The organism is Streptomyces sp. NPDC006691 (genome assembly GCF_042869955.1).
GTDB lineage: Bacteria > Actinomycetota > Actinomycetes > Streptomycetales > Streptomycetaceae > Streptomyces.
Map to the genome: position 1 here is coordinate 1 of NZ_JBIAGW010000020.1, position 18,792 is coordinate 18,792.

The 18,792-nt window shown below is 73.2% G+C and carries 21 protein-coding genes; 12 read left to right on the plus strand and 9 right to left on the minus strand.

Going from position 1 to position 18,792, the window contains the following annotated elements; genetic code table 11:
* Positions 1-315: 315 nt before the first annotated feature.
* Both ACFYNP_RS31430 and ACFYNP_RS31435 read right to left on the minus strand, forming a co-directional pair.
* The gene (locus tag ACFYNP_RS31430) at positions 316-1,464 is read right to left on the minus strand and encodes a sensor histidine kinase (RefSeq protein ID WP_388790282.1); all 1,149 of its coding nucleotides are present in this window, start codon (positions 1,462-1,464) and stop codon (positions 316-318) included.
* Positions 1,465-1,530: 66 nt separating this feature from the next.
* On the minus strand, positions 1,531-2,184 hold the full coding sequence (locus ACFYNP_RS31435) for a response regulator (protein WP_388415347.1): 654 nt from the start codon (positions 2,182-2,184) through the stop codon (positions 1,531-1,533).
* Positions 2,185-2,361: 177 nt separating this feature from the next.
* On the opposite strand from ACFYNP_RS31435, the gene ACFYNP_RS31440 reads away from it, so the two are divergent.
* The 7 genes from ACFYNP_RS31440 (at position 2,362) to ACFYNP_RS31470 (ending at position 9,121) form a co-directional block, all read left to right on the plus strand.
* Positions 2,362-3,237 (plus strand): hypothetical protein, encoded by an 876-nt coding sequence (locus tag ACFYNP_RS31440; RefSeq protein ID WP_388790469.1) that lies wholly within the window; start codon positions 2,362-2,364, stop codon positions 3,235-3,237.
* A 437-nt stretch (positions 3,238-3,674) separates the two neighbouring features.
* On the plus strand, positions 3,675-4,895 hold the full coding sequence (locus ACFYNP_RS31445) for an ABC transporter substrate-binding protein (RefSeq protein WP_388790285.1): 1,221 nt from the start codon (positions 3,675-3,677) through the stop codon (positions 4,893-4,895).
* A 10-nt stretch (positions 4,896-4,905) separates the two neighbouring features.
* Positions 4,906-5,802, plus strand: coding sequence for an ABC transporter permease (locus ACFYNP_RS31450; RefSeq protein ID WP_388790287.1), 897 nt, complete (start codon positions 4,906-4,908; stop codon positions 5,800-5,802).
* Positions 5,790-6,665: an ABC transporter permease gene (locus tag ACFYNP_RS31455; RefSeq protein ID WP_388790290.1), complete on the plus strand. Its 876-nt coding sequence runs from the start codon at positions 5,790-5,792 to the stop codon at positions 6,663-6,665. Before ACFYNP_RS31450 ends, ACFYNP_RS31455 begins: the two co-directional genes overlap by 13 nt.
* Entirely contained in the window at positions 6,665-7,714 is a 1,050-nt protein-coding gene (locus tag ACFYNP_RS31460) for an ABC transporter ATP-binding protein (RefSeq protein WP_388790293.1), read from the plus strand. Before ACFYNP_RS31455 ends, ACFYNP_RS31460 begins: the two co-directional genes overlap by 1 nt.
* Positions 7,711-8,358 carry an HAD family hydrolase gene (locus tag ACFYNP_RS31465; RefSeq protein WP_388415331.1) on the plus strand — a complete coding sequence of 216 codons (648 nt, stop codon included), beginning with the start codon at positions 7,711-7,713 and terminating at the stop codon, positions 8,356-8,358. Before ACFYNP_RS31460 ends, ACFYNP_RS31465 begins: the two co-directional genes overlap by 4 nt.
* 10 nt (positions 8,359-8,368) lie before the next feature.
* On the plus strand, positions 8,369-9,121 hold the full coding sequence (locus tag ACFYNP_RS31470) for a GntR family transcriptional regulator (RefSeq protein ID WP_388790296.1): 753 nt from the start codon (positions 8,369-8,371) through the stop codon (positions 9,119-9,121).
* A 92-nt stretch (positions 9,122-9,213) separates the two neighbouring features.
* Here ACFYNP_RS31470 and ACFYNP_RS31475 read toward each other — a convergent pair whose 3' ends face one another.
* The 5 genes from ACFYNP_RS31475 to ACFYNP_RS31495 form a co-directional block, all read right to left on the minus strand.
* Positions 9,214-9,777 (minus strand): phosphonate degradation HD-domain oxygenase, encoded by a 564-nt coding sequence (locus ACFYNP_RS31475; protein WP_388415327.1) that lies wholly within the window; start codon positions 9,775-9,777, stop codon positions 9,214-9,216.
* Complete coding sequence (locus ACFYNP_RS31480) at positions 9,774-10,844, minus strand: TauD/TfdA family dioxygenase (protein WP_388790299.1); 1,071 nt, start codon at positions 10,842-10,844, stop codon at positions 9,774-9,776. The genes ACFYNP_RS31475 and ACFYNP_RS31480 overlap by 4 nt, the downstream gene beginning before the upstream one ends.
* Positions 10,845-11,002: 158 nt before the next feature.
* Positions 11,003-11,428 (minus strand): ribonuclease domain-containing protein, encoded by a 426-nt coding sequence (locus tag ACFYNP_RS31485; RefSeq protein ID WP_388790303.1) that lies wholly within the window; start codon positions 11,426-11,428, stop codon positions 11,003-11,005.
* 174 nt (positions 11,429-11,602) lie between these two features.
* Positions 11,603-12,517, minus strand: coding sequence for an SDR family oxidoreductase (locus ACFYNP_RS31490; protein WP_388790306.1), 915 nt, complete (start codon positions 12,515-12,517; stop codon positions 11,603-11,605).
* 12 nt (positions 12,518-12,529) lie between these two features.
* Positions 12,530-13,303, minus strand: coding sequence for an SDR family oxidoreductase (locus tag ACFYNP_RS31495; RefSeq protein WP_388415315.1), 774 nt, complete (start codon positions 13,301-13,303; stop codon positions 12,530-12,532).
* A 56-nt stretch (positions 13,304-13,359) separates the two neighbouring features.
* Here ACFYNP_RS31495 and ACFYNP_RS31500 point away from each other — a divergent pair, with 56 nt between their 5' ends.
* The 5 genes from ACFYNP_RS31500 to ACFYNP_RS31520 are packed head-to-tail and all read left to right on the plus strand — an operon-like array spanning position 13,360 to position 17,860.
* Complete coding sequence (locus ACFYNP_RS31500; protein WP_388790308.1) at positions 13,360-14,220, plus strand: enoyl-CoA hydratase family protein; 861 nt, start codon at positions 13,360-13,362, stop codon at positions 14,218-14,220.
* Positions 14,217-15,083 carry a CoA transferase subunit A gene (locus tag ACFYNP_RS31505; protein WP_388790311.1) on the plus strand — a complete coding sequence of 289 codons (867 nt, stop codon included), beginning with the start codon at positions 14,217-14,219 and terminating at the stop codon, positions 15,081-15,083. The genes ACFYNP_RS31500 and ACFYNP_RS31505 overlap by 4 nt, the downstream gene beginning before the upstream one ends.
* Positions 15,080-15,826, plus strand: coding sequence for a CoA-transferase subunit beta (locus ACFYNP_RS31510; protein WP_388415309.1), 747 nt, complete (start codon positions 15,080-15,082; stop codon positions 15,824-15,826). The genes ACFYNP_RS31505 and ACFYNP_RS31510 overlap by 4 nt, the downstream gene beginning before the upstream one ends.
* Positions 15,823-16,899, plus strand: a complete 1,077-nt coding sequence (locus ACFYNP_RS31515; protein WP_388790313.1) for an NAD(P)H-dependent flavin oxidoreductase — start codon at positions 15,823-15,825, stop codon at positions 16,897-16,899. Before ACFYNP_RS31510 ends, ACFYNP_RS31515 begins: the two co-directional genes overlap by 4 nt.
* A gap of 34 nt (positions 16,900-16,933) precedes the next feature.
* A complete protein-coding gene (locus ACFYNP_RS31520) occupies positions 16,934-17,860 on the plus strand; it encodes a tyrosine-protein phosphatase (RefSeq protein WP_388790316.1) in 927 nt (308 codons plus the stop codon).
* On the opposite strand, the gene ACFYNP_RS31525 is transcribed toward ACFYNP_RS31520, so the two are convergent.
* Both ACFYNP_RS31525 and ACFYNP_RS31530 read right to left on the minus strand, forming a co-directional pair.
* Positions 17,857-18,117, minus strand: a complete 261-nt coding sequence (locus tag ACFYNP_RS31525) for a hypothetical protein (protein ID WP_388415300.1) — start codon at positions 18,115-18,117, stop codon at positions 17,857-17,859. The genes ACFYNP_RS31520 and ACFYNP_RS31525 overlap by 4 nt on opposite strands.
* Entirely contained in the window at positions 18,114-18,431 is a 318-nt protein-coding gene (locus tag ACFYNP_RS31530) for a hypothetical protein (protein WP_388790318.1), read from the minus strand. The genes ACFYNP_RS31525 and ACFYNP_RS31530 overlap by 4 nt, the downstream gene beginning before the upstream one ends.
* Positions 18,432-18,792: the final 361 nt, after the last annotated feature.

The window sequence follows — 18,792 nt, forward strand, 5'->3', positions numbered from 1 at the left end:
CCTCGGACCCCCGCAGGGGGCTGCGCCCCCTGCACCCCGGTTCGGGGCTCCGCCCCGGACCCCGTATCGCGCCTTAAGGGCGCTCGTCCTCAATCTCCCCCAAGGCCTTAAGGGCCAGGGGGGACCCCCATGACGGGCTGAAGATGCCCGATGCGGGCCCGTACCGATCAGCCGAACGGGCTGGAGATGCCTCCACCGGCCCGTACCGATCCGCCAGACGGGCTGAAGTACCCCACGCCGGCCAGCACCAAGACATTCAGGAGCACCTACAGGGGCGCGGGGAAACGCCGCGCACGGCCCTCGCGGCAGGCCGGGCTATTGGGCGGCGTCCAAGGGGAGGGTCGCCGTGACCTGCCAGCCGCCCTCGGGCGCGGGACCGGTGGCGAGGGCGCCGCCCATCGCGGTGACGCGTTCCGTCAGGCCCGCCAGGCCGAAGCCGCCGCCGCGGGCCTGCTCCGCGAGGGCGGCCGCGCTGGAGCCGTCGTCGGAGACCCGCACTTCGAGGCCGTCGCCCATGGTGCGGATGCCGATGCGTACGGCCGTCGCGTCGGCCGCGTGCTTGCGGACGTTGGTCAGCGCTTCGCGCACCACGCGGTGCGCGAGGGCCGCCGCGTCCCCGGGCAGCCGCTCCTCCAGGCCCGCCTCGACGTACAGGACGGCCGGGGGCCCGGCCCGGGAGAAGCGGGCGGCGAGTTCGCGGACCTGGGCGATCCCGGCGACCGGCTCGGTCTCGGGGTCGCCCTCGCGCAGCACCCGCACGAGGCGCCGCATCGCGCCGAGCGCCTCGCCGCCGGCCTCCTCGATGCGGGCGAAGGACTCGGCGGCGCGGTCGCCGGAGAGAGCGGTGAAGCGGGCGGCCTGGGCCTGCACGACGATGCCGGTGACATGGTGGGCGATCAAGTCGTGGAGTTCTCGGGCGAGTTCGAGGCGTTCGGCGGTGCGTACGGCCTCCAGGTCGCGCACGCGCTGGCCCGACTGGGCGCGCATCAGGAGCGAGAACGCGCTGACCACCACGGCGAGGACCGCGAACAGCAGGGTGAACCGGCCGGGATCGGCGTCGCGTACCGGGGCGGCCACGCAGCCGAGGCCGAGGACCGGGCCGAGGACGGCGGCTGTGCGGGCGGGTGCGTACAGCAGGACGGAGGAAAGCAGCACCAACAGGGCGATCGCCTCGCCCATGCCCCAGACAGCCTGGGGGCGGTCGGCGAGGAGCAGCGCGGTCGCGGTCCAGCTGACGGCGGCCGCGGTCCAGGCACGCGGGACCAGCGGGACCCTGGCCCATGGCACCGCGCACAGGCACACCACGATCCCGGCGCACCACACGATGGCGTGCGGCCGGGTGGGCTGGCGGGCCAGCGCCACGCCTTCGTAGGTGACGAGGGCGACGAGGAGGGCGGCGAGCAGCGGGCGGGCGCAGGCGGCGGCCCGAGGGTGGCGGCGCAACCAGCCGCGCAGGGGGCTCACGTCTGCCTCACGCGCGCGGCCCAGGGATCGCGGCGCAACCAGCCGCGCAGGGGGCTCATGTCTGCCTCACGCGGCGCTCGTGGCCAGTCCGCTCTCCCAGGCCCAGGCGGCGATCTCGACGCGGTTGCGGGCGCCGAGCTTGCCCTGGACGTTGGCGAGGTGGGTCTTCACGGTGGACAGGGAGACGTACAGCTCGGCGGCGATCTCCGCGTTGGTGGCGCCGCGGGCGAGGCAGCGTACGACGTCGCGCTCGCGTTCGGTGAGCGGCTCGGTGGGTTGGCGTACGCCGTCGGCGGGGCGGGCGGTGGCGAGTTCCTTCAGGAGCCGCACGGTGATGGCGGGCGAGACGAGGGAGTCCCCGGCGGCCGCGGCGCGCACCGCTTCGACGAGCATTTCGGGGCTGGCGTCCTTGAGGAGGAATCCGGAGGCACCGCCGTGCAGGGCCGCGTGGACGTATTCGTCGAGGTCGAAGGTGGTGCAGATGACGATGCGGGGGCGCTCGCGGCCGGCCAGGCGGCGGGTGACTTCGAGACCGTCGAGGCCGGGCATGCGGATGTCGAGGAGCAGCACGTCGGGCTGGAGGCGCTCGACGGCTTCGAGGGCGGCGTGCCCGTCGACGACGTCGGCGAGGACCTCGATGTCGGACCTGCTCTCCAGGATCATGCGGAACCCTGTCCGGACCATTTCCTGGTCGTCCGCGATGACCACTGTGATCGACATGCCCCTATATGACCAGGTTCGGCCGGAGGCCCGCAAATGCGGGGCGCCCGGCCGGGACGGGGCGAGTGCCGGGGGTCCCTTTGCACGGACGGTCCCCCGCGCGGGCAGCCCCCTTACAGTGGAATCCGGTCCGTGGTCCGGAACGGGGGTGGCAGCGTGGGCGTCGCGTCGAGCCCGGTGGTGCACGGCTATCCGCACCTGGCCACCGTGCGCGCGGCCATCACCGCACTGCACCGGCGGCTCTCCTACGACGGGCTGCACGGGTACGCGACGAGCGTGCTGCCCGTCGATGTGGCCTTCGCCGACCACGACGACCTGCATCTGGGCGCTCAGCGGGTGGCCCGTGCACTGGTCCAGCACCTGCGTCTGCCGGATGCCCGGATGGTCGTGGGCTTTCGCGAGATGGAGCACGCGGCGAGCGTCGAACTGGCCGCCGGGCCCGAGTACTTCATCGAGCTGAACGACCGGTTCCGCGGGCATCGCCGTGACATCGGGGCCGCGCTGGCGCACGAGATCACGCATGTGCTGCTGCACCGCCTGGACCTGTCGTTCCCGGGGACGCGTGACAACGAGATCCTCACCGACACCGTGACGACGTATCTGGGGGCGGGCTGGCTGCTGCTCGACGCGTTCCGTGAGGACGCGTTGACCAGCCAGAAGCTGGGTTACCTCACCCCGGAGGAGTTCGGGTACGTCCTGGCGAAGCGGGCGGAGCTGTTCGGCGAGGACCCCTCGCCCTGGTTCACCAGCCCGCAGGCCTGTCCCGCGTACACGGCGGGTGCGGCCCTGGCCCGCCGGGACGGGCAGCAGCCCCCGCTGACCGCGGCGGGCTGGTCGGGCCGGCGGCGCTACGCCAAGGACCGCCGCCACGCCCAGGAGCACGGCGGAGCCTGGGCGGACCCCGGCTCCCCCTACGCCTTCGAGCCCGGCTCGGACGGGCTGCGGGTCCGCTTCCCCTGCCCGACCTGCTGCCAGCGGATCCGGGTGCCGGTCCGGGGCCGGGTCCGGGCCCGCTGCGGCTTGTGCCGCACGGTCCTGGAGTGCGACACGTAGTCCCTCGCGGGGGGGGGCGGGGGCGCTTGCGGGGTGCAGGGCCCGTGCGGAGGCGGGGCCCCTGCGGAGGCGGGGCCCGTGCGGGGCCGTGCGGCGTCCTGGGCGCTTGCGGGCCCCCGCGGCGTGCGAGGCCGTGTCCCTCTGGTCGCGCAGTTCCCCGCGCCCCCGGGTTTTCCCCCACCCCGCCCCTTCCCGAGACCCTCCGGGGGACAGTGCGTCGACTGCGGACCGTGCGGGGCCGTTCGCGCAGTTCCCCGCGCCCCTCTCCGTACCGCTGCCGGCCCGCATCGGGGCATTTCAGCCCGTCCGGCAGCCCCCAGGGGGCCGGAGCCAGGCAACGCCGGGCAACGGACGGGAGGGTGGGAGAACGCCCCGCCCGCCAACCGCATCGCCCCGGCCGCCCGGCGTTAACCGGCCAGACACCCACCCCCTTCGTAATGGAGTTGTCTGTACAACAGTTGTCCGTACAACTTGGAGCTCCCGTGATCGCCCCCCGCATACGCACCGCAGGCCTCGCCGTGACCCTGGCCGCCTCCGCGTTCGCCCTCGCCGCCTGCGGCGCCAAGTCCGGGGCGTCCAGCGCCGCGGCCGACGCCGGCAAGGGCGGCAAGGGCGGCAGGAGCCTCGCGGCCGCCACTTCCCTCCAGGACGCGGGCGGCATGGACGCCCTGGTCGCCGCCGCGAAGAAGGAGGGCACGCTGAACGCGATCGCCATCCCCCGCGACTGGGCCAACTACGGCGCGATCATCGACGGCTTCCAGAAGAAGTACGGCGTGAAGGTGTCCGTCGAGAACCCGGACGGGGCCAGCGCCGACGAGATCAACGCCGTCAAGACCCGCAAGGGCCAGGACCGCGCCCCCGACGTCCTCGACCTCGGCGCCTCCTTCGCGCAGTCCGCGGGCGAGCAGGGCCTGACCGCCCCGTACAAGGTCGCGGGCTTCGACAAGATCCCCGCGGCCCAGAAGGACCCGCAGGGCCGCTGGTTCAACGACTACGGCGGCTATGTCTCCATCGGCTGCGACGCGGGCCGCGTCAAGGTCTGCCCGACGACCTTCGCCGATCTGCTCAAGCCCGAGTACAAGGGCCAGGTCGCGCTCAACGGCAACCCCACCAAGTCCGGTTCGGCCTTCGCCGGGGTGTACGCGGCCTCCCTCGCCAACGGCGGCTCGCTGGACGACATCCAGCCCGGCCTCGACTTCTTCGCCAAGCTGAAGAAGGCCGGGAACTACAACCCGGTGGAGTCCACTCCGGCCACGGTCGAGAAGGGCGAGACCCCGATCAGCATCGACTGGGACTATCTGAACGCCGGCTACGCCGACCAGTTCAAGAGCAAGGGCCTGGACTGGAAGACCGCGGTGCCCTCCGACGGCGTCTACGCCCAGTACTACTCGCAGGCCATCAACAAGGACGCCCCGCATCCGGCGGCCGCCCGCCTGTGGCAGGAGTACCTGTACTCGGCCGAGGGCCAGAACCTGTGGCTGAAGGGCTACGCCCGCCCGGCGCTCATGGCCGCCCTGGACAAGGACGGCACGCTCGACAAGGCCGCCGCCGCCAAGCTCCCGCAGGTCTCCGGCACCCCCGCCTTCCCCACCGAGGCGCAGAACTCCAAGGCGAAGACCGCCCTCGCCGGCGGCTGGGCCAAGGCGATCTCGGGCTGATCACTCCATCATGACTGTCGCCACCACCACCTCAACGCCCGCTGCGACCAAGGCAGTTGAGCGGCCGAAGGAACGCCGGGGCCGCAGGGGCCCCGGCGCCTGGCTCGCCGCGCTGCCGCTGCTCGCCTTCGTCGCGCTCGCCTTCGGGCTGCCGGCCCTCGCCATGCTGAACGGCGCGCTGTCCGTCGACGGCTCGTACGGGCTCGGCAATCTCAGCCAGACCGTGCACGGCGCCTACTGGACGGCCCTGCTCGGCAGTGTGAAGCTCGCGGCCACCACGGCCGCCATCGCGGCCGTGCTCGGGCTGCTGCTCGCGCAGGCCGTCGTCACCTCGCGCGGCAGGGCGCTGCGCGAGGCCGTGCTCACCGCATCGGGCGTGCTCGCCAACTTCGGCGGGGTGCCGCTCGCCTTCGCGTTCGTCGCCACGCTCGGCAACGCGGGCGTCCTGACCACCAAGCTGGGTCTGGCCGACCACGGCTGGAGCCTCTACAGCTTCTGGGGGCTCGCCCTGACCTATCTGTACTTCCTCATCCCGCTGATGGTGCTCACCGTGGCGCCGGCCCTGGACGGGCTGCGCCCGCAGTGGCGCGAGACCGCCCAGAACAGCGGGGCGAACGCCTGGCAGTACTGGCGCCACGTCGGCATCCCGGTGCTGCTGCCCACGCTGCTCGGCGGCTTCGTGCTGCTGTTCGGCAGCGCGTTCGCCGCGTACGCCACGGCCGCCTCGATGGTGGGCAGTTCGGTGCCGCTGGTCACCCTGCAGATCGCGGACGCGCTGTCCGGCAACGTGCTGGTGGGCCAGGAGAACGTGGCGCTGGCGCTCAGCCTCGACATGGTGATCGTCGCGCTCCTGGTGATGGCCGTCCATCTGCCCCTCCAGCGAAGGAGCGCCCGATGGCTCGCCTGACGCATCCCCTGCGCCCGTGGCGCGGCGCGGTCCTGCTGATCGCCGGGGCCTACTTCGCGGTGCCGCTGCTCGCCTCCCTGGTGTTCACGGTGGACGTGCCCGGGCAGGGCTTCACGCTGGACTCGTACACGCAGATCTTCGGCGCCGACGGGTTCACCGCGGCCCTGCTCAGGTCGCTGGGGCTCGCGCTGGCCACGGTGGCGCTCGCCCTGCTCCTGACACTGCCCGCCGCGCTCGCGGTGCGGCTGTCCGGCTCGGGGCGGCTGCGGGCGGTACTCGACGTGGTGTGCACGCTGCCGCTGGTGGTGCCGCCGGTCGCCCTGGTCGCGGGTCTGGGCACGGTCCTGAAGTGGGGACCGGACCATTTGGCGACGACGCCGCTGTACGAGACGTTCGTGGCGATCCAGAACCCGGCGTTCCCGCTGGTCCTGGTCTTCGCGTACGTGGTGATGGCCCTGCCGTTCGTGTACCGCTCCCTTGACGCGGGTTTGCGAGCGGTGGATGTGCGCACCCTGGTGGAGGCGGCCCGCGATCTGGGGGCTTCCTGGCCGCGGGCGCTGTTCGCGGTCGTGCTGCCCAATCTGCGCACCGCGCTGCTCAACGCCTCGTTCCTGGCGCTCGCCCTGGTGCTCGGCGAGTTCACGGTGGCCTCGCTGCTCGGGTTCCAGCCGTTCGCGGTGTGGATCGTGCAGGCCTCCGGCGCCAACGCCCAGCTGTCGGTGGCGGTTTCGCTGCTCAGCCTGCTGCTGACCTGGGGGCTGCTGCTGGTCCTGACCGGCCTCGCCCGCACCCGGGACGGCCGCACCGGCCGCATCCGCATCCTCCGCGGCACCCGCACGACTCGTAAGAAGGAAGCCGTCTGATGACCACCGCACCGCCGCGCACCGGCACCGCCCTCACGATCCGTGGCCTGCGCCGCACGTTCGGGCCGACCGTGGCCCTCGACGGGCTCGACCTCGACGTCGCGCCCGGTGAACTCCTGGCGCTGCTCGGCCCGTCCGGCTGCGGCAAGACCACCGCGCTCCGCGTCCTCGCGGGCTTCGAGCGGCCCGAGGCGGGCGAGGTGCTGCTCGACGGGGAGGACATCGTGCCGGTGCCGGCCAACCGGCGCGACACCGGGATGGTGTTCCAGTCCTACAGCCTCTTCCCGCACCTGAGCGCGGCCGACAACGTGGCGTTCGGGATGCGGATGCGCAAAGTGCCCGCAGCCCAACGGCGCTCCCGGGCGGCCGAGTTGCTGGAGCTCGTCGGTCTGCCCGAGCACGGCGGCCGCTTCCCGCACCAGCTGTCCGGCGGCCAGCAGCAGCGCGTCGCGCTGGCCCGCGCGCTCGCCCTCCGGCCGAGGCTGCTGCTCCTGGACGAGCCGCTCTCGGCGCTGGACGCCAAGGTCCGCGTCCAGCTGCGCGAGGAGATCCGACGGCTCCAGCTGGAACTCGGCATCACGACGGTATTCGTCACCCACGACCAGGAGGAGGCCCTGTCGATGGCCGACAGGGTCGCGGTGATGCGCGGCGGACGCCTCGAACAGTGCGCCGCCCCGGCCGAGTTGTACGACCGTCCGGCGACCGCGTTCGTGGCGTCCTTCATCGGGACGATGAACCGGATCCCGGGCACGGTCACCTCCGACGGCCTGGCCGAGGTGCTCGGCGTACGCCTGCCGGTGGACGGCCCGGCGACCGGCACGGTGTTCCTGCTGCGCCCGGAGGCCCTGGAGGTGACGGAGGGCGGCCCGGACACGGTGCTCAGCAGCGCCTTCCACGGCGCGAGCACCCGCCTGTCGGTGCGCCTCGCGGACGGTACCGAGGTCAAGGCCGATCTGCCCTCGCACGCCGCCGGTTCCTTCGGCGCGGGCGCCCGCGTCACCGTCGCACCGCAGCGGCGGCCCGTGCTCGCGGCCGGTGAGGCGGCATGAGCGGGCTGCGCGCCGTCCTGTTCGACATGGACGGCACCCTCGTCGACACCGAGGAGGCCTGGGTCGAGGTGGTCGAGCGGGTCGCGGCCCGCCACGGACGCACCCTGGCCGGCGAGCGGCGCCGGTCGGTGTACGGGCGCTCGGTGGAGGACACCGCCGAGCTGCTGCACGCCTTCCTCGGCGCCTCGCGCGAGCACCTGGCCGACGAGCTGGGCGCGGACTTCACCGCGCGTCTCGCGGACGGCGCCGAGCCGCGGCCCGGCGCTCTCCAACTCCTGCGCGCGCTGCGGGAGTCGGGGGTGCGGACCGCCCTGGTGTCGGCGTCGCCGCGGGCGATCGTGCGCCGGGTGGCGACCTCGCTCGACGGCCACCGCTTCGACGCGGTGTACGGGGCCGAGGACACCGAGCGCACCAAGCCCGCGCCGGACCCGTATCTGGCGGCGGCCGCGGCGCTCGGCGCGGATCCGGCGCGCTGTGTGGCGGTGGAGGACACCGCGACGGGCGTCGCCTCGGCGGAGGCGGCGGGCTGCGCGGTGCTCGCGGTGCCGTCGGTGGAGCCCATCGCGCCCGCCCGGGGACGGACGGTGGTGACTAGTCTGGAGGAGGCGGACCTCTCCTTGCTCCGCTCGCTGATTGCCAGTTGAGGGGGACGGAGTGTCCAGCAAGTCGCCGCTCTACCGGAAAGTGGCCGGGGATCTGCGGACCGCCATAGCGGCGGGCGAGTACGGTTCGGGCGCGCGGCTGCCCGCCGAGGACGAACTCGCCCGCCGCTACGGCGTGTCCCGGGGCACGGTCCGCCAAGCGCTCGCGGCGCTGCGCGCGGACGGCCTGGTGACCTCGCGGCGCGGCGCCCGGCGGGTGGTTCTGGGCGGGGCGGCCCGGCTGCAGAGCTTCGCGGAGCTCAGGTCGTTCTCGCGCTGGGCCCGTTCGCTGGGTGAGGAGCCCGGTGGGCGCACCGTGGCCGTCGATCCGGCGCGGGCCACCGAGGAGGAGGCGCACCACCTCCAAGTGCCGCTGGGAGCACGTGTGTTCAGGGTGCGCCGGGTGCGTACGCTCTCCGGTGCTCCGGTGATGGTGGAGCGCACCGCGTACCCGGAGCGGATCGGTGCGCTGGTCGCCGCGCTGCCGGTGGACGCGGTGTCGCACTCCGAGCAACTGGAGCTGCACGGCGTCCTGTTCACCGACGCCCATCACACCATCGACGTGACGCCGGCGGACCCGGACGACGCCGAGCTGCTCGGCTGCCCGGCCGGGCAGGCGCTGCTGCGCGAACGCCGCCGCTCCACGGACCCGGCGGGCACGCCGGTGGAGTGGTCCGAGGACCGCTATCTGCCGGGGACGGTGGCGTTCACGGTGCACAACTCGACGGCGACCAGTGCGCTCGGGCGCCGGCTCGGCGAGGACTGAGCCGGCGCTTCCGGGCCGGGGCTGCCGGACCGGCGGCGGCTGCTGGGCCGGCGGGGGCTCACTCCTCACCGGGCCGGGCGCGTCCGGCCCGTTCAGGCCGCCGCGTGGTCCGGCTTCAGGAGGCCTGCGAGCAGCGGCCTGAAGTGCTCGAAGCCGGGGGTCTCGCGGTCCGGGTCCTTGGCCTGTTCGTCCCAGCGCCGCACGGCGACGGCGTCCCTGGCACCCGGGTGCGCCGCGAACTCGTGGGCCTGCTCGGGAGACATGGGGCCGCCCTGCACCTGGAGGGTGTGCACGGACGCCTCGGACAGCAGGGCGAAGTAGCCGGGTTCCACGGTGCACAGATAGCGCTTGGCGGCGACGTGCAGCCGTACGGGTTCGGTGACCTCGGGCCCGAAGAACCGCGCCAGCCAGTCCGCGCCGGTGTGGCTGTGCCGGTTGTCGTGGCCGCCCTCCATCAGGTCGCGTCCGGTGACGGCGCCGTGGAAGTGTCCGATGTCGTGCAGCAGGGCCGCCGCCACCAGGTGGGCGGGTGCGCCCGCCTCCTCGGCGAGCGCCCCGGCCTGGAGCATGTGCTGGGCCTGGGTGACGGCCTCGCCGAGGTATTCGGCGCTGCCCTCGCCGTCGAAGAGGTCCGCGAGCCGGTCGAGCGGGTTCACGCGGCGGCCTCCTCGCGGCGCAGCACGGCGAGCGTCGAGGCGAGGCCGTCGAGGTCGGCGTAGGTGCCCTGGAGGTGGCGTTGCCCGGACTCCTCGAAGGCCGTACGGGCGTGCAGCAGCCGGGTGTTGTCGAAGACGAGGCAGTCGCCGGGCGCGAGGCGGAAGTCGAGCTGGAGCTCCGGCCGCAGCAGGATCTCGCCGAACCGGCGATAGGCGGCGTAGAACGCGTCGAGCCGCTCGGGCGCGTAGCGGAGCGTCGCGATGGACCGGTTGTTGAAGCGGATCTCGCGGATCCGGCCGAGCGGGTCGGTGGCGATCAGCGGCCGGTCGGCGCGCAGCTCGGTGTGCGCGTCCGCGAACGCGAACGGGACCGGGGTGCCGGTCAGCACGTCGAAGTCGGCGGGTGACTCCTCGCGCAGCAGGGCCGCGGCCCGGAAGCCGTCGACGAGCCCCGAGTCGCCGCCGCGGGCGTCGTTGGCCAGGCAGTGCAGGAGCTGGAGGGTGGGCACCGGGTCGCGGTAGGGGTTGTCGGTGTGCGGGGTGATGCGGGCGCCGGTGAAGGCGAGGTTGTTGGGGTCGGCCGCGACCCGGACCTCGAAGAGTTCGCCGTAGTTCGTCTCGCGGACGTAGCCGAACGTCCGTGCCACGGTGAGGACTTGGCGGTCGCGCCGCGGTACGTCACGCAGCAGCACGAAGCCGAGCCGCACGACCTGTTCCAGGGCGCGGGCCCGCACGCGGGGGTCGGCCGTGTAGGCGTCCCAGTCGGCCTCGGGGAGCCGGCCGTGCAGGTCGGAGGCGGCCCACAGGTCCTTGGTGTCCTCGGTGCGGCCGTCGCCGCCCGGCCCGGCGGGTTCGTCGAGCCAGGCCTGCTCGTAGACCGAGACGTGCCCGTCCGGGGCCCAGACGATCTCGCGTGCCGGGGTTCCGTCGGGGGTGTGCACCGCGCGCTCGGCGGCGATGGCGAGTGCCGCCGGGAGCTCGGTGATCTGGAAGAGCTTCTGGCCGTTGCGCGGGTCCCTGCACCGGGTGCAGGGGCAGTTGTCGCGCAGCCAGACGGGGTGGCGCATGGTGGTCTCCTGCCGGATTCGGCAAAGTTGTACAGACAACTTCGGACGGGTCGAGCCTGGCAGCCGGGGGTGACGCGGCGGTGGCCGAGAGGTGGACAGCCGAAAACCCGCGCCCCCGGGGAGGGGAGCGCGGGTTTCCGGTGCGGTGAAGTGCCGTGTCAGCAGCCGAAGTCGACCAGTCGGAACGTGGCGTAGTGGTCGGCGGTGTAGTAGTCCTCCTGGGACTTCTCGCCCGTGATGATCCGGCGGGTGCCGCGCGTCGGCGCGCCCGGGGTGATCACGGTGTACTCGTGGTAGTAGCCGCTGCTCTGCTGGGGCAGTACGCCCTCGCGGTTCTGGAAGACGACGCCGTCCTGGGAGTACGGGAACGGGCCGCCCTGGTCGATGAGGTGCAGGGTGTCGTGCGCCTGTGAGGGCAGTGCGGAGTAGCAGACGCTGCCGACCGAGGTCACGGACTGGGAGGCGGCGTCGGCGGTGACGGCCGTGGGGGTGGCCGACGCGGTGCCGGCGACGGGGCCGGCGAGGAGGGCGGCGGCGACGGCGAGGGCTCCGCCGAGGGCTTTGAAGCGTGGGGGGATCGTCATGTCCGCCATGATGACGCGCGTAGAGCAGGACGCGTCAACGCCAACTCGGCTGATTTTCCCACCTGTTAACCCGATCCGGCGGACGCGTAACGAAGGGGCCACGGGCGGTTAAGGCGCCCGCAACCCAAGATCGTCCGCTCCCCGTCGGGACGCGCCGGGACCGCGGGCGGATGCCTAACGGGTCCCGTACACCACCCCCGGAGTCCGCGACCGCGCGAGGAGCTTCAGGGCCGCCTCACCCGCCTCGCGCGGGGTCCAGCGGGAGCCCTTGTCGCTGGCCGGACCCGGCCGCCAGCCCTCCATCACGGTGATGCGGCCCGCCTCCGCCTCGAAGACCCGGCCGGTGACGCCCTCGCTCGCGGCCGAGCCCAGCCAGACCACGAGGGGCGAGACGTTCTCCGGGGCCATCGCGTCGAAGGCGTCCGCGTCGTCCGGTGCGGCCATGGTCTCGGCGAAGGTCCCCTCGGTCATCCGGGTGCGGGCCGCCGGAGCGATCGCGTTGACCTGGACGCCGTAGCGGCCCATCTCGGCCGCGGCCACCAGGGTGAGTCCCACGATCCCGGCCTTCGCGGCGCTGTAGTTGCCCTGCCCGACCGAGCCCAGCAGACCCGCTCCGGAACTGGTGTTGACCACCCGCGCCGCGATCTCGCGCCCCGCCTTCGCCTCGGCGCGCCAGTACGAGGCGGCGTGCTTCAGGGGCAGGAAGTGTCCCTTGAGGTGGACGCGCATCACCGCGTCCCAGTCGTCCTCGTCGAGGTTGACCAGCGTCCGGTCGCGCAGGAACCCGGCGTTGTTGACCAGGGTGTGCAGCGCGCCGAACTCCTCGACCGCCGCGCGGACCAGCGAGGCCGCGCCTTCGGTCGTGGCGATGTCTCCCCCGTGCGCCACCGCCTCGCCGCCCGCCGCGCGGATCTCGTCCACCACCGCCTGCGCGGGGCCGGCACTGCTGCCCCCGCCGTCCAGGGACACCCCCAGGTCGTTGACGACGACCCGCGCGCCCTGCTCCGCGAACGCCAGCGCGTGCGCCCGGCCGAGCCCCCGCCCCGCACCGGTCACGACCACGACCCGCCCCTCGCACAGTCCGCTCATCTTCCGTTCTCCTCAGCCTTGTTGATCACGTCGGTTGACCGTGGCGGCGTCCAGGAAGGCGGGGCGTTCGCCGCCGCCGTGGACGAGCAGGGAGGCGCCGCTGATGTAGGCCGCGCCGGGCGACGCGAGGAAGACGGCGGCCGCGCCGACCTCCTCGGGCTCGGCCAGCCGCCCCAGCGGCACGGTCGCGCCGACCCGCGCGACGCCTGCCGCGTCGCCGTAGTGCAGCGCGCTCAGTTCGGTGCGGACCATTCCGAGCACCAGCGTGTTGACGCGCACCTCGGGCGCCCACTCGACCGCCATCGAGCGGGCGAGGCCCTCCAGGCCCGCCTTCGCCGCGCCGTACGCGGCCGTCCCCGGCGAGGGACGCCCCCCGCTGACGCTGCCGATCATCACGACCGAGCCGTGCGCTGCCCGCAGGAACGGCCGGGCGGCCAGGGACGCGGTGAGCGGGGCCACCAGGTTCAGCTCGACGACCCGTGCGTGCCGCTCGGCCTCGCCCTCGTCGAGCAGCCGGTAGGGCGTGCCGCCCGCGTTGTTGACCAGGACGTCCAGACGTCCGCGGTCCGCCGCGACACCGGCGAAGAAGTCCCGCACGGCGGCGCCCTCGCGCAGGTCGAGCGGGCGGAACTCGGCCTGCCGGCCGCCCAGTTCGACCGGTTCGTCGGGCGGCCTGCGGGCGCACACCACGACGTCGGCGCCCGCCGCGAGGAAGGCCCTCGCGATTCCCGCGCCCACGCCCCGGGTGCCACCGGTCACGACGACTGCCTTCCCGGCCAGCTCCATCCGCTGCTACCTTCCTGACCTAACAAATGTTTGGTGGAAAGGTAGCTGATCCGCCCATGGGTGTCTCCACCGCAAGCCCCGCGAAAGGCATTTGCCTCGTCACGGTCGACTTCCCGCCCGTCAACGCCCTGCCGGTGCACGGCTGGTACGAGCTGGCCGACGCGGTGCGCGCGGCCGGCCGCGACCCCGAGAACCGGTGCGTGGTGCTCGCCGCCGAGGGCCGCGGCTTCAACGCCGGGGTCGACATCAAGGAGATGCAGCGCGACCGGGGCCACGCCGCCCTCATCGGCGCGAACCGGGGCTGTTACGAGGCCTTCGCCGCGGTGTACGAGTGCGAGGTGCCGGTCGTCGCGGCGGTCGGCGGGTTCTGCCTCGGCGGTGGCATCGGCCTGGTCGGCAACGCGGACGCGATCGTGGCGAGCGAGGACGCCGTCTTCGGCCTGCCCGAGCTGGACCGGGGCGCGCTCGGCGCCGCCACCCACCTCGCGCGCCTGGTCCCGCAGCATCTGATGCGGGCGCTCTACTACACCTCGCGGACCGTCACCGCCCGGGAGCTGCACGCCCACGGCTCGGTGTGGAAGGTCGTCCCCCGCGGACAACTGGCCGCTGAAGCGCTGGAGTTGGCGGCCGAGATCGCCCGCAAGGACGGCACGCTGATCCGCCTCGCGAAGGCCGCGATCAACGGCATCGACCCGGTGGACGTACGCCGCAGCTACCGCTTCGAGCAGGGCTTCACCTTCGAGGCGGGCCTCAGCGGCGTCGCGGACCGGGTCCGCGACACGTTCGGCACGGGCGGCCCGTCCGGCACCCCCGGCCCGAGCGGGCCGCCCGAAACACCCGGGACACCCGGGACAGCCGGGACACCCGGAACACGCCACACGACGACAGCGGCGGCCACTGAGGAGGCCTCTTCGTGACGGACAAGACCATGACGCCGGAGGACGTCGTCGCCCGGCTGAGCAGCGGCATGACGCTCGGCATCGGCGGCTGGGGCTCGCGCCGCAAGCCGATGGCGCTGGTGCGCGCCCTGCTCCGCTCCCCCGTCACCGACCTCACGGTGATCTCGTACGGAGGGCCGGACGTCGGCCTGCTCGCGGCCGCCGGGCGCATCCGCAGACTGGTCGCGCCGTTCGCCACGCTCGACTCGATCCCCCTGGAGCCGCACTTCCGCGCCGCGCGCCAGGCGGGCGCCTTCGAGCTGACGGAGGTCGACGAGGCGATGTTCATGTGGGGGCTGCACGCGGCCGCGAACCGGCTGCCGTTCCTGCCGGTCCGGGCGGGCATCGGATCGGACGTGATGCGGGTCAACCCCGGGCTGCGGACGGTCACTTCACCGTACGAGGACGGCGAGACCCTCGTCGCGATGCCCGCCCTGCGCATGGACGCGGCACTCGTCCACCTCAACCGTGCCGACCGGCTCGGCAACGGCCAGTACCTGGGGCCCGACCCGTACTTCGACGACCTGTTCTGCGAGGCCGCCGACAGCGCGTACGTCTCCTGCGAGCGGATCGTGGACGGCTTCGGGGCCGGCGACGGAGGCGGCCCGGGGGCCGTGGTGCCGCAGTCCCTGCTGGTGGGGAGGTACGCGGTCACCGGGGTCGTGGAGTGCCCGAACGGCGCGCACTTCACGTCCTGCGTTCCCGACTACGGGCGCGACGAGCCGTTCCAGAAGCTCTACGCGAGCACCCCCTGGGCCGAGTTCGCCGAACGCTTCCTGTCCGGGCCCGACGAGAAGTCCTACCAGTCCGCGGTGCAGAGCTGGCACGAGGAGCAGAAGTGACGACGAGCGCCGTGCGGGTGACCCGCGCCGAGTACTGCGTGATCGCCTGCGCCGAGGCCTGGCGCGACAACGGGGAGGTGCTTGCCAGCCCCATGGGCCTGATCCCCTCGGTCGGGGCCCGGCTCGCGCGGCGCACCTTCTCCCCCGACCTGCTGCTCACCGACGGCGAGGCGATGCTGATCGGACTCGACGGGAGGCCGGAGGGCTGGCTGCCCTACCGCCGGCACCTGACGATGGTGACCGGCGGGCGGCGGCACGTCATGATGGGCGCGAGCCAGATCGACCGGTTCGGCAACCAGAACATCTCCTGCATCGGCCCCTGGGAGCGGCCCGCCCGACAGCTCCTGGGGGTGCGCGGCGCGCCGGTCAACACCCTGAACAATCCGGTGAGTTACTGGGTGCCCAAGCATTCGACGCGGGTGTTCGTGCCGAAGGTCGACATGATCAGCGGCGTGGGATACGACAGCGCGGCGGCCGCGGGACCCTCCGCGACCCGCTACCACCGCATCCCGCGGGTGGTGAGCAACCTGGGCGTCTTCGACTTCGCGACCCCGGACCACTCGATGCGGCTGGCCTCGCTGCACCCCGGGGTCACCCTGGACGAGGTCCGCGAGGCGACGGGGTTCGAGCTCGCGGTGGCGGACGGGCCGGCGTACACCCGGGAGCCCACCGCCGCGGAGCTCCGCCTGATCCGCGAGGTCATCGACCCGGACGGGCTGCGCGAACGCGAGGTGCGGCCGTGACCGCCGCGCCCGGGGACCCCCGTATCGGGACGGCCCTGACCAAACTGGTGGGCGTGCGGCATCCGATCGTGCAGACCGGCATGGGCTGGGTCGCGGGCCCCCGCCTGGTCTCGGCCACCGCGAACGCGGGCGCCCTCGGCATTCTCGCCTCCGCGACGATGACGACGGCGGAGCTGCGGGGGGCGGTCCGCGAGGTCAAGTCCCGTACCGGAGAGGCGTTCGGGGTCAATCTGCGGGCCGATGCCGCCGACGCCCGCGAGCGGGTGCGGATCATCATCGAGGAGGGCGTGCGCGTGGCGTCCTTCGCGCTCGCCCCCTCCCGCGAACTCATCGCCGAGCTGAAGGACGCGGGGGTCGTGGTGATCCCCTCCATCGGCGCCCGCCGGCACGCCGAGAAGGTCGCGGCGTGGGGGGCGGACGCGGTGATCGTGCAGGGCGGCGAGGGCGGCGGGCACACCGGCGAGGTGGCGACGACCGTGCTGCTGCCGCAGGTCGTGGACGCCGTGGACATTCCGGTGATCGCCGCGGGCGGCTTCCACGACGGCCGGGGTCTGGTGGCGGCGCTCGCCTACGGCGCGGCGGGCGTGGCGATGGGCACCCGCTTCCTGCTGACCTCCGACTCGACGGTGCCGGACGCGGTGAAGGCGAAGTACCTGGAGGCGACGGTGAAGGACGTCACGGTGACCACGGCCGTGGACGGCCTGCCGCACCGCATGCTCCGCACGGAGCTCGTCAGGTCCCTGGAGACCGCGGGCCGCACTCGCGCCCTCGTGCAGGCGGTACGGCGGGCACGCGGATTCCGCAGGATCTCCGGCCTGTCCTGGCCCCAACTGGTGCGCGACGGCCTGGCGATGAGACACGGCAAGGAACTGACGTGGAGTCAGATACTGCTCGCGGCGAATACGCCGATGCTGCTGCGGGCGTCCATGGTCGAGGGCCGCACGGACCTCGGGGTGATGGCCTCGGGTCAGGTGGCCGGGCTGATCGAGGACCTGCCGAGCTGTGCGGAGCTGGTCGGCCGGGTGATGGACGAGGCGGCGCGCACGCTGGGCGCGTTGCGAAGCGTGCAGTAACGACCCGATCGCACAAGGGAGTTGATGGATCGCCATGAACCATTCCACCCGAAGGGTGACACGAGTCGCCAGAGGCGCGGTCGCCGCGTTCGCCACGGCCCTGGCACTGGCACTGGGTGCGCTGCCCGCACCCACGCCGGCGGCGGCCGCCGCGCAGCACCGCACCGCCTCACCGGTCCACCAGGTCGTACTCCAGGGCGCGGTGAACGTCCGCGACCTGGGCGGCTACGGGACGTACGACGGCGCGCGGGTCCGGTACGGGGTCGCCTACCGGGCCGACGCGCTGAACAAGGTGACGGACGCGGACCTGGCGACGCTCGGACGGCTCGGGCTGCGCGAAGTGGTCGACTTCCGCACACCGTTCGAGCTCCAGTACGACGGCCCCGACCGGCTGCCCTCCGGGCTCACCCCGACCTCGCGTCCGGTCACCGACAGCGGTCTGTACGCACAGATGCTGACCGCGATCGGGTCGCGGGATCCGGCGACGCAGGACGCGATGCTGGGCCACGGCAAGGCGGAGGCACTGATGCGCACGGTGTACGGGGCCTTCGTCTCCGACCCCGCCGCCCGCGCCCAGTTCGGGGCGACCCTCAAGGACCTGGCCGCGGGCCACGGCCCCCTGCTCCTCCACTGCACCTCGGGCAAGGACCGTACGGGGTGGCTGAGTTACCTGCTGCTGCGCGCGGTGGGCGTACCCGCCGCGACGGCCCAGACGGACTACCTTGCGTCCAACACCTTCCGGGCGGCGGCGGACGCGGCACTCCGGGCCGGCCTGAAGCAGTCCGGGGTGATGCAGAACCCGGATCTGCTCATCCCGCTCCAGGAGGTACGGGTCGACTACCTCGACGCGGCGCTGTCCCAACTCACCACGCAGTACGGGGACTTGTACGGGTACCTGACGCGGGGGCTGGGACTGACCCTGCCCGACTTGGCGGGACTGCGGGCCCGGATGGTGGCCTAGTCCGGATCGGGTTCCTCGCCCCGCAGCCGAGCGAGGAAGTAGCGGCGCTCTTCGCTCCGGTCCCACGGGTGCCCGACCACCGCGTGCACAAAGCCGAGTTCGACGCAGACCTCCAGGAGCGCCGGGTCCCGGGATGCGCACACCTCCTTGATGATCTCGACGACCATCGCGCACGCGGGGCAGCGCCCGGGGCCGGCGGGGCCGGGTCGTGGTCTGCGGAAGTCCGTGGTCCGCAGGGCGTCGAGGTCCAGCATCATGATCCGGTCCCCGCGTCCTCGGCCGCCCCGCCCAGGTGCTGGTACTCCAGCACGTTCGCCTCGGCCCGCCGCTCCTGCTCGGCCGGATCGGCCAAGGTCACCACCGCCATGTCCTGGACCGTGCGCGAGAACAGCGCGTGCCCCGAGTCGGCCGTGTGGTGGAGCATCTCCTGACTCGCCTTCTCGTGCTCGGCCGTCGGCAGCACGCTCCAGGAGCAGCGGTCGGCCAGGCAGTACACCGAGACGCTCAGCCCGCCGTCCGGGTGGGAGCTGACCCGGTAGCGAACGTACCGAGCCGTCGCCCGGGTGCTCATCGGAACCACGTCCGGCGCATCAACAACCCCTTTTCACGGGTGAGTTGAGCACTTGCGCACGGCCGGGCTCGGCGGCCGACAGGGGCCGCAGAGCCTCGGGCCGGGTGGCCCACTCGACGCCGCCACCCGGCGGGCGCAGGTACACGCTCCCCGTGAAGCGCTCCTGCACGACGCCGATCCTGTCGCCGTTCGCCGTATCCACCGCGTACTCGACGGCTTCCTCGGCCGGGCATTGACGACAAGTCGGCGCCGGCGGACCCCCGACGGCCCTATCCTCACCAGACACGACAACTCCTCTCCGTAGCGAAATCACTACCAGGGGGAGTCAGCGTGGCCCAGACGAGGGAACCATTCAATCTGT

What these genes read in the sequence shown, in the direction of transcription:
- ACFYNP_RS31480 (WP_388790299.1), bottom strand. Translation starts at nt 10,844, where the DNA reads ATGCGCCACCCCGTCTGGCTGCGCGACAACTGCCCCTGCACCCGGTGC.
- ACFYNP_RS31530 (WP_388790318.1), bottom strand. Translation starts at nt 18,431, where the DNA reads ATGAGCACCCGGGCGACGGCTCGGTACGTTCGCTACCGGGTCAGCTCC.
- ACFYNP_RS31485 (WP_388790303.1), bottom strand. Translation starts at nt 11,428, where the DNA reads ATGACGATCCCCCCACGCTTCAAAGCCCTCGGCGGAGCCCTCGCCGTC.
- ACFYNP_RS31435 (WP_388415347.1), bottom strand. Translation starts at nt 2,184, where the DNA reads ATGTCGATCACAGTGGTCATCGCGGACGACCAGGAAATGGTCCGGACA.
- ACFYNP_RS31490 (WP_388790306.1), bottom strand. Translation starts at nt 12,517, where the DNA reads ATGAGCGGACTGTGCGAGGGGCGGGTCGTGGTCGTGACCGGTGCGGGG.
- ACFYNP_RS31525 (WP_388415300.1), bottom strand. Translation starts at nt 18,117, where the DNA reads ATGATGCTGGACCTCGACGCCCTGCGGACCACGGACTTCCGCAGACCA.
- ACFYNP_RS31450 (WP_388790287.1), top strand. Translation starts at nt 4,906, where the DNA reads ATGACTGTCGCCACCACCACCTCAACGCCCGCTGCGACCAAGGCAGTT.
- ACFYNP_RS31460 (WP_388790293.1), top strand. Translation starts at nt 6,665, where the DNA reads ATGACCACCGCACCGCCGCGCACCGGCACCGCCCTCACGATCCGTGGC.
- ACFYNP_RS31495 (WP_388415315.1), bottom strand. Translation starts at nt 13,303, where the DNA reads ATGGAGCTGGCCGGGAAGGCAGTCGTCGTGACCGGTGGCACCCGGGGC.
- ACFYNP_RS31520 (WP_388790316.1), top strand. Translation starts at nt 16,934, where the DNA reads ATGAACCATTCCACCCGAAGGGTGACACGAGTCGCCAGAGGCGCGGTC.
- ACFYNP_RS31465 (WP_388415331.1), top strand. Translation starts at nt 7,711, where the DNA reads ATGAGCGGGCTGCGCGCCGTCCTGTTCGACATGGACGGCACCCTCGTC.
- ACFYNP_RS31500 (WP_388790308.1), top strand. Translation starts at nt 13,360, where the DNA reads ATGGGTGTCTCCACCGCAAGCCCCGCGAAAGGCATTTGCCTCGTCACG.
- ACFYNP_RS31455 (WP_388790290.1), top strand. Translation starts at nt 5,790, where the DNA reads ATGGCTCGCCTGACGCATCCCCTGCGCCCGTGGCGCGGCGCGGTCCTG.
- ACFYNP_RS31445 (WP_388790285.1), top strand. Translation starts at nt 3,675, where the DNA reads ATGGAGTTGTCTGTACAACAGTTGTCCGTACAACTTGGAGCTCCCGTG.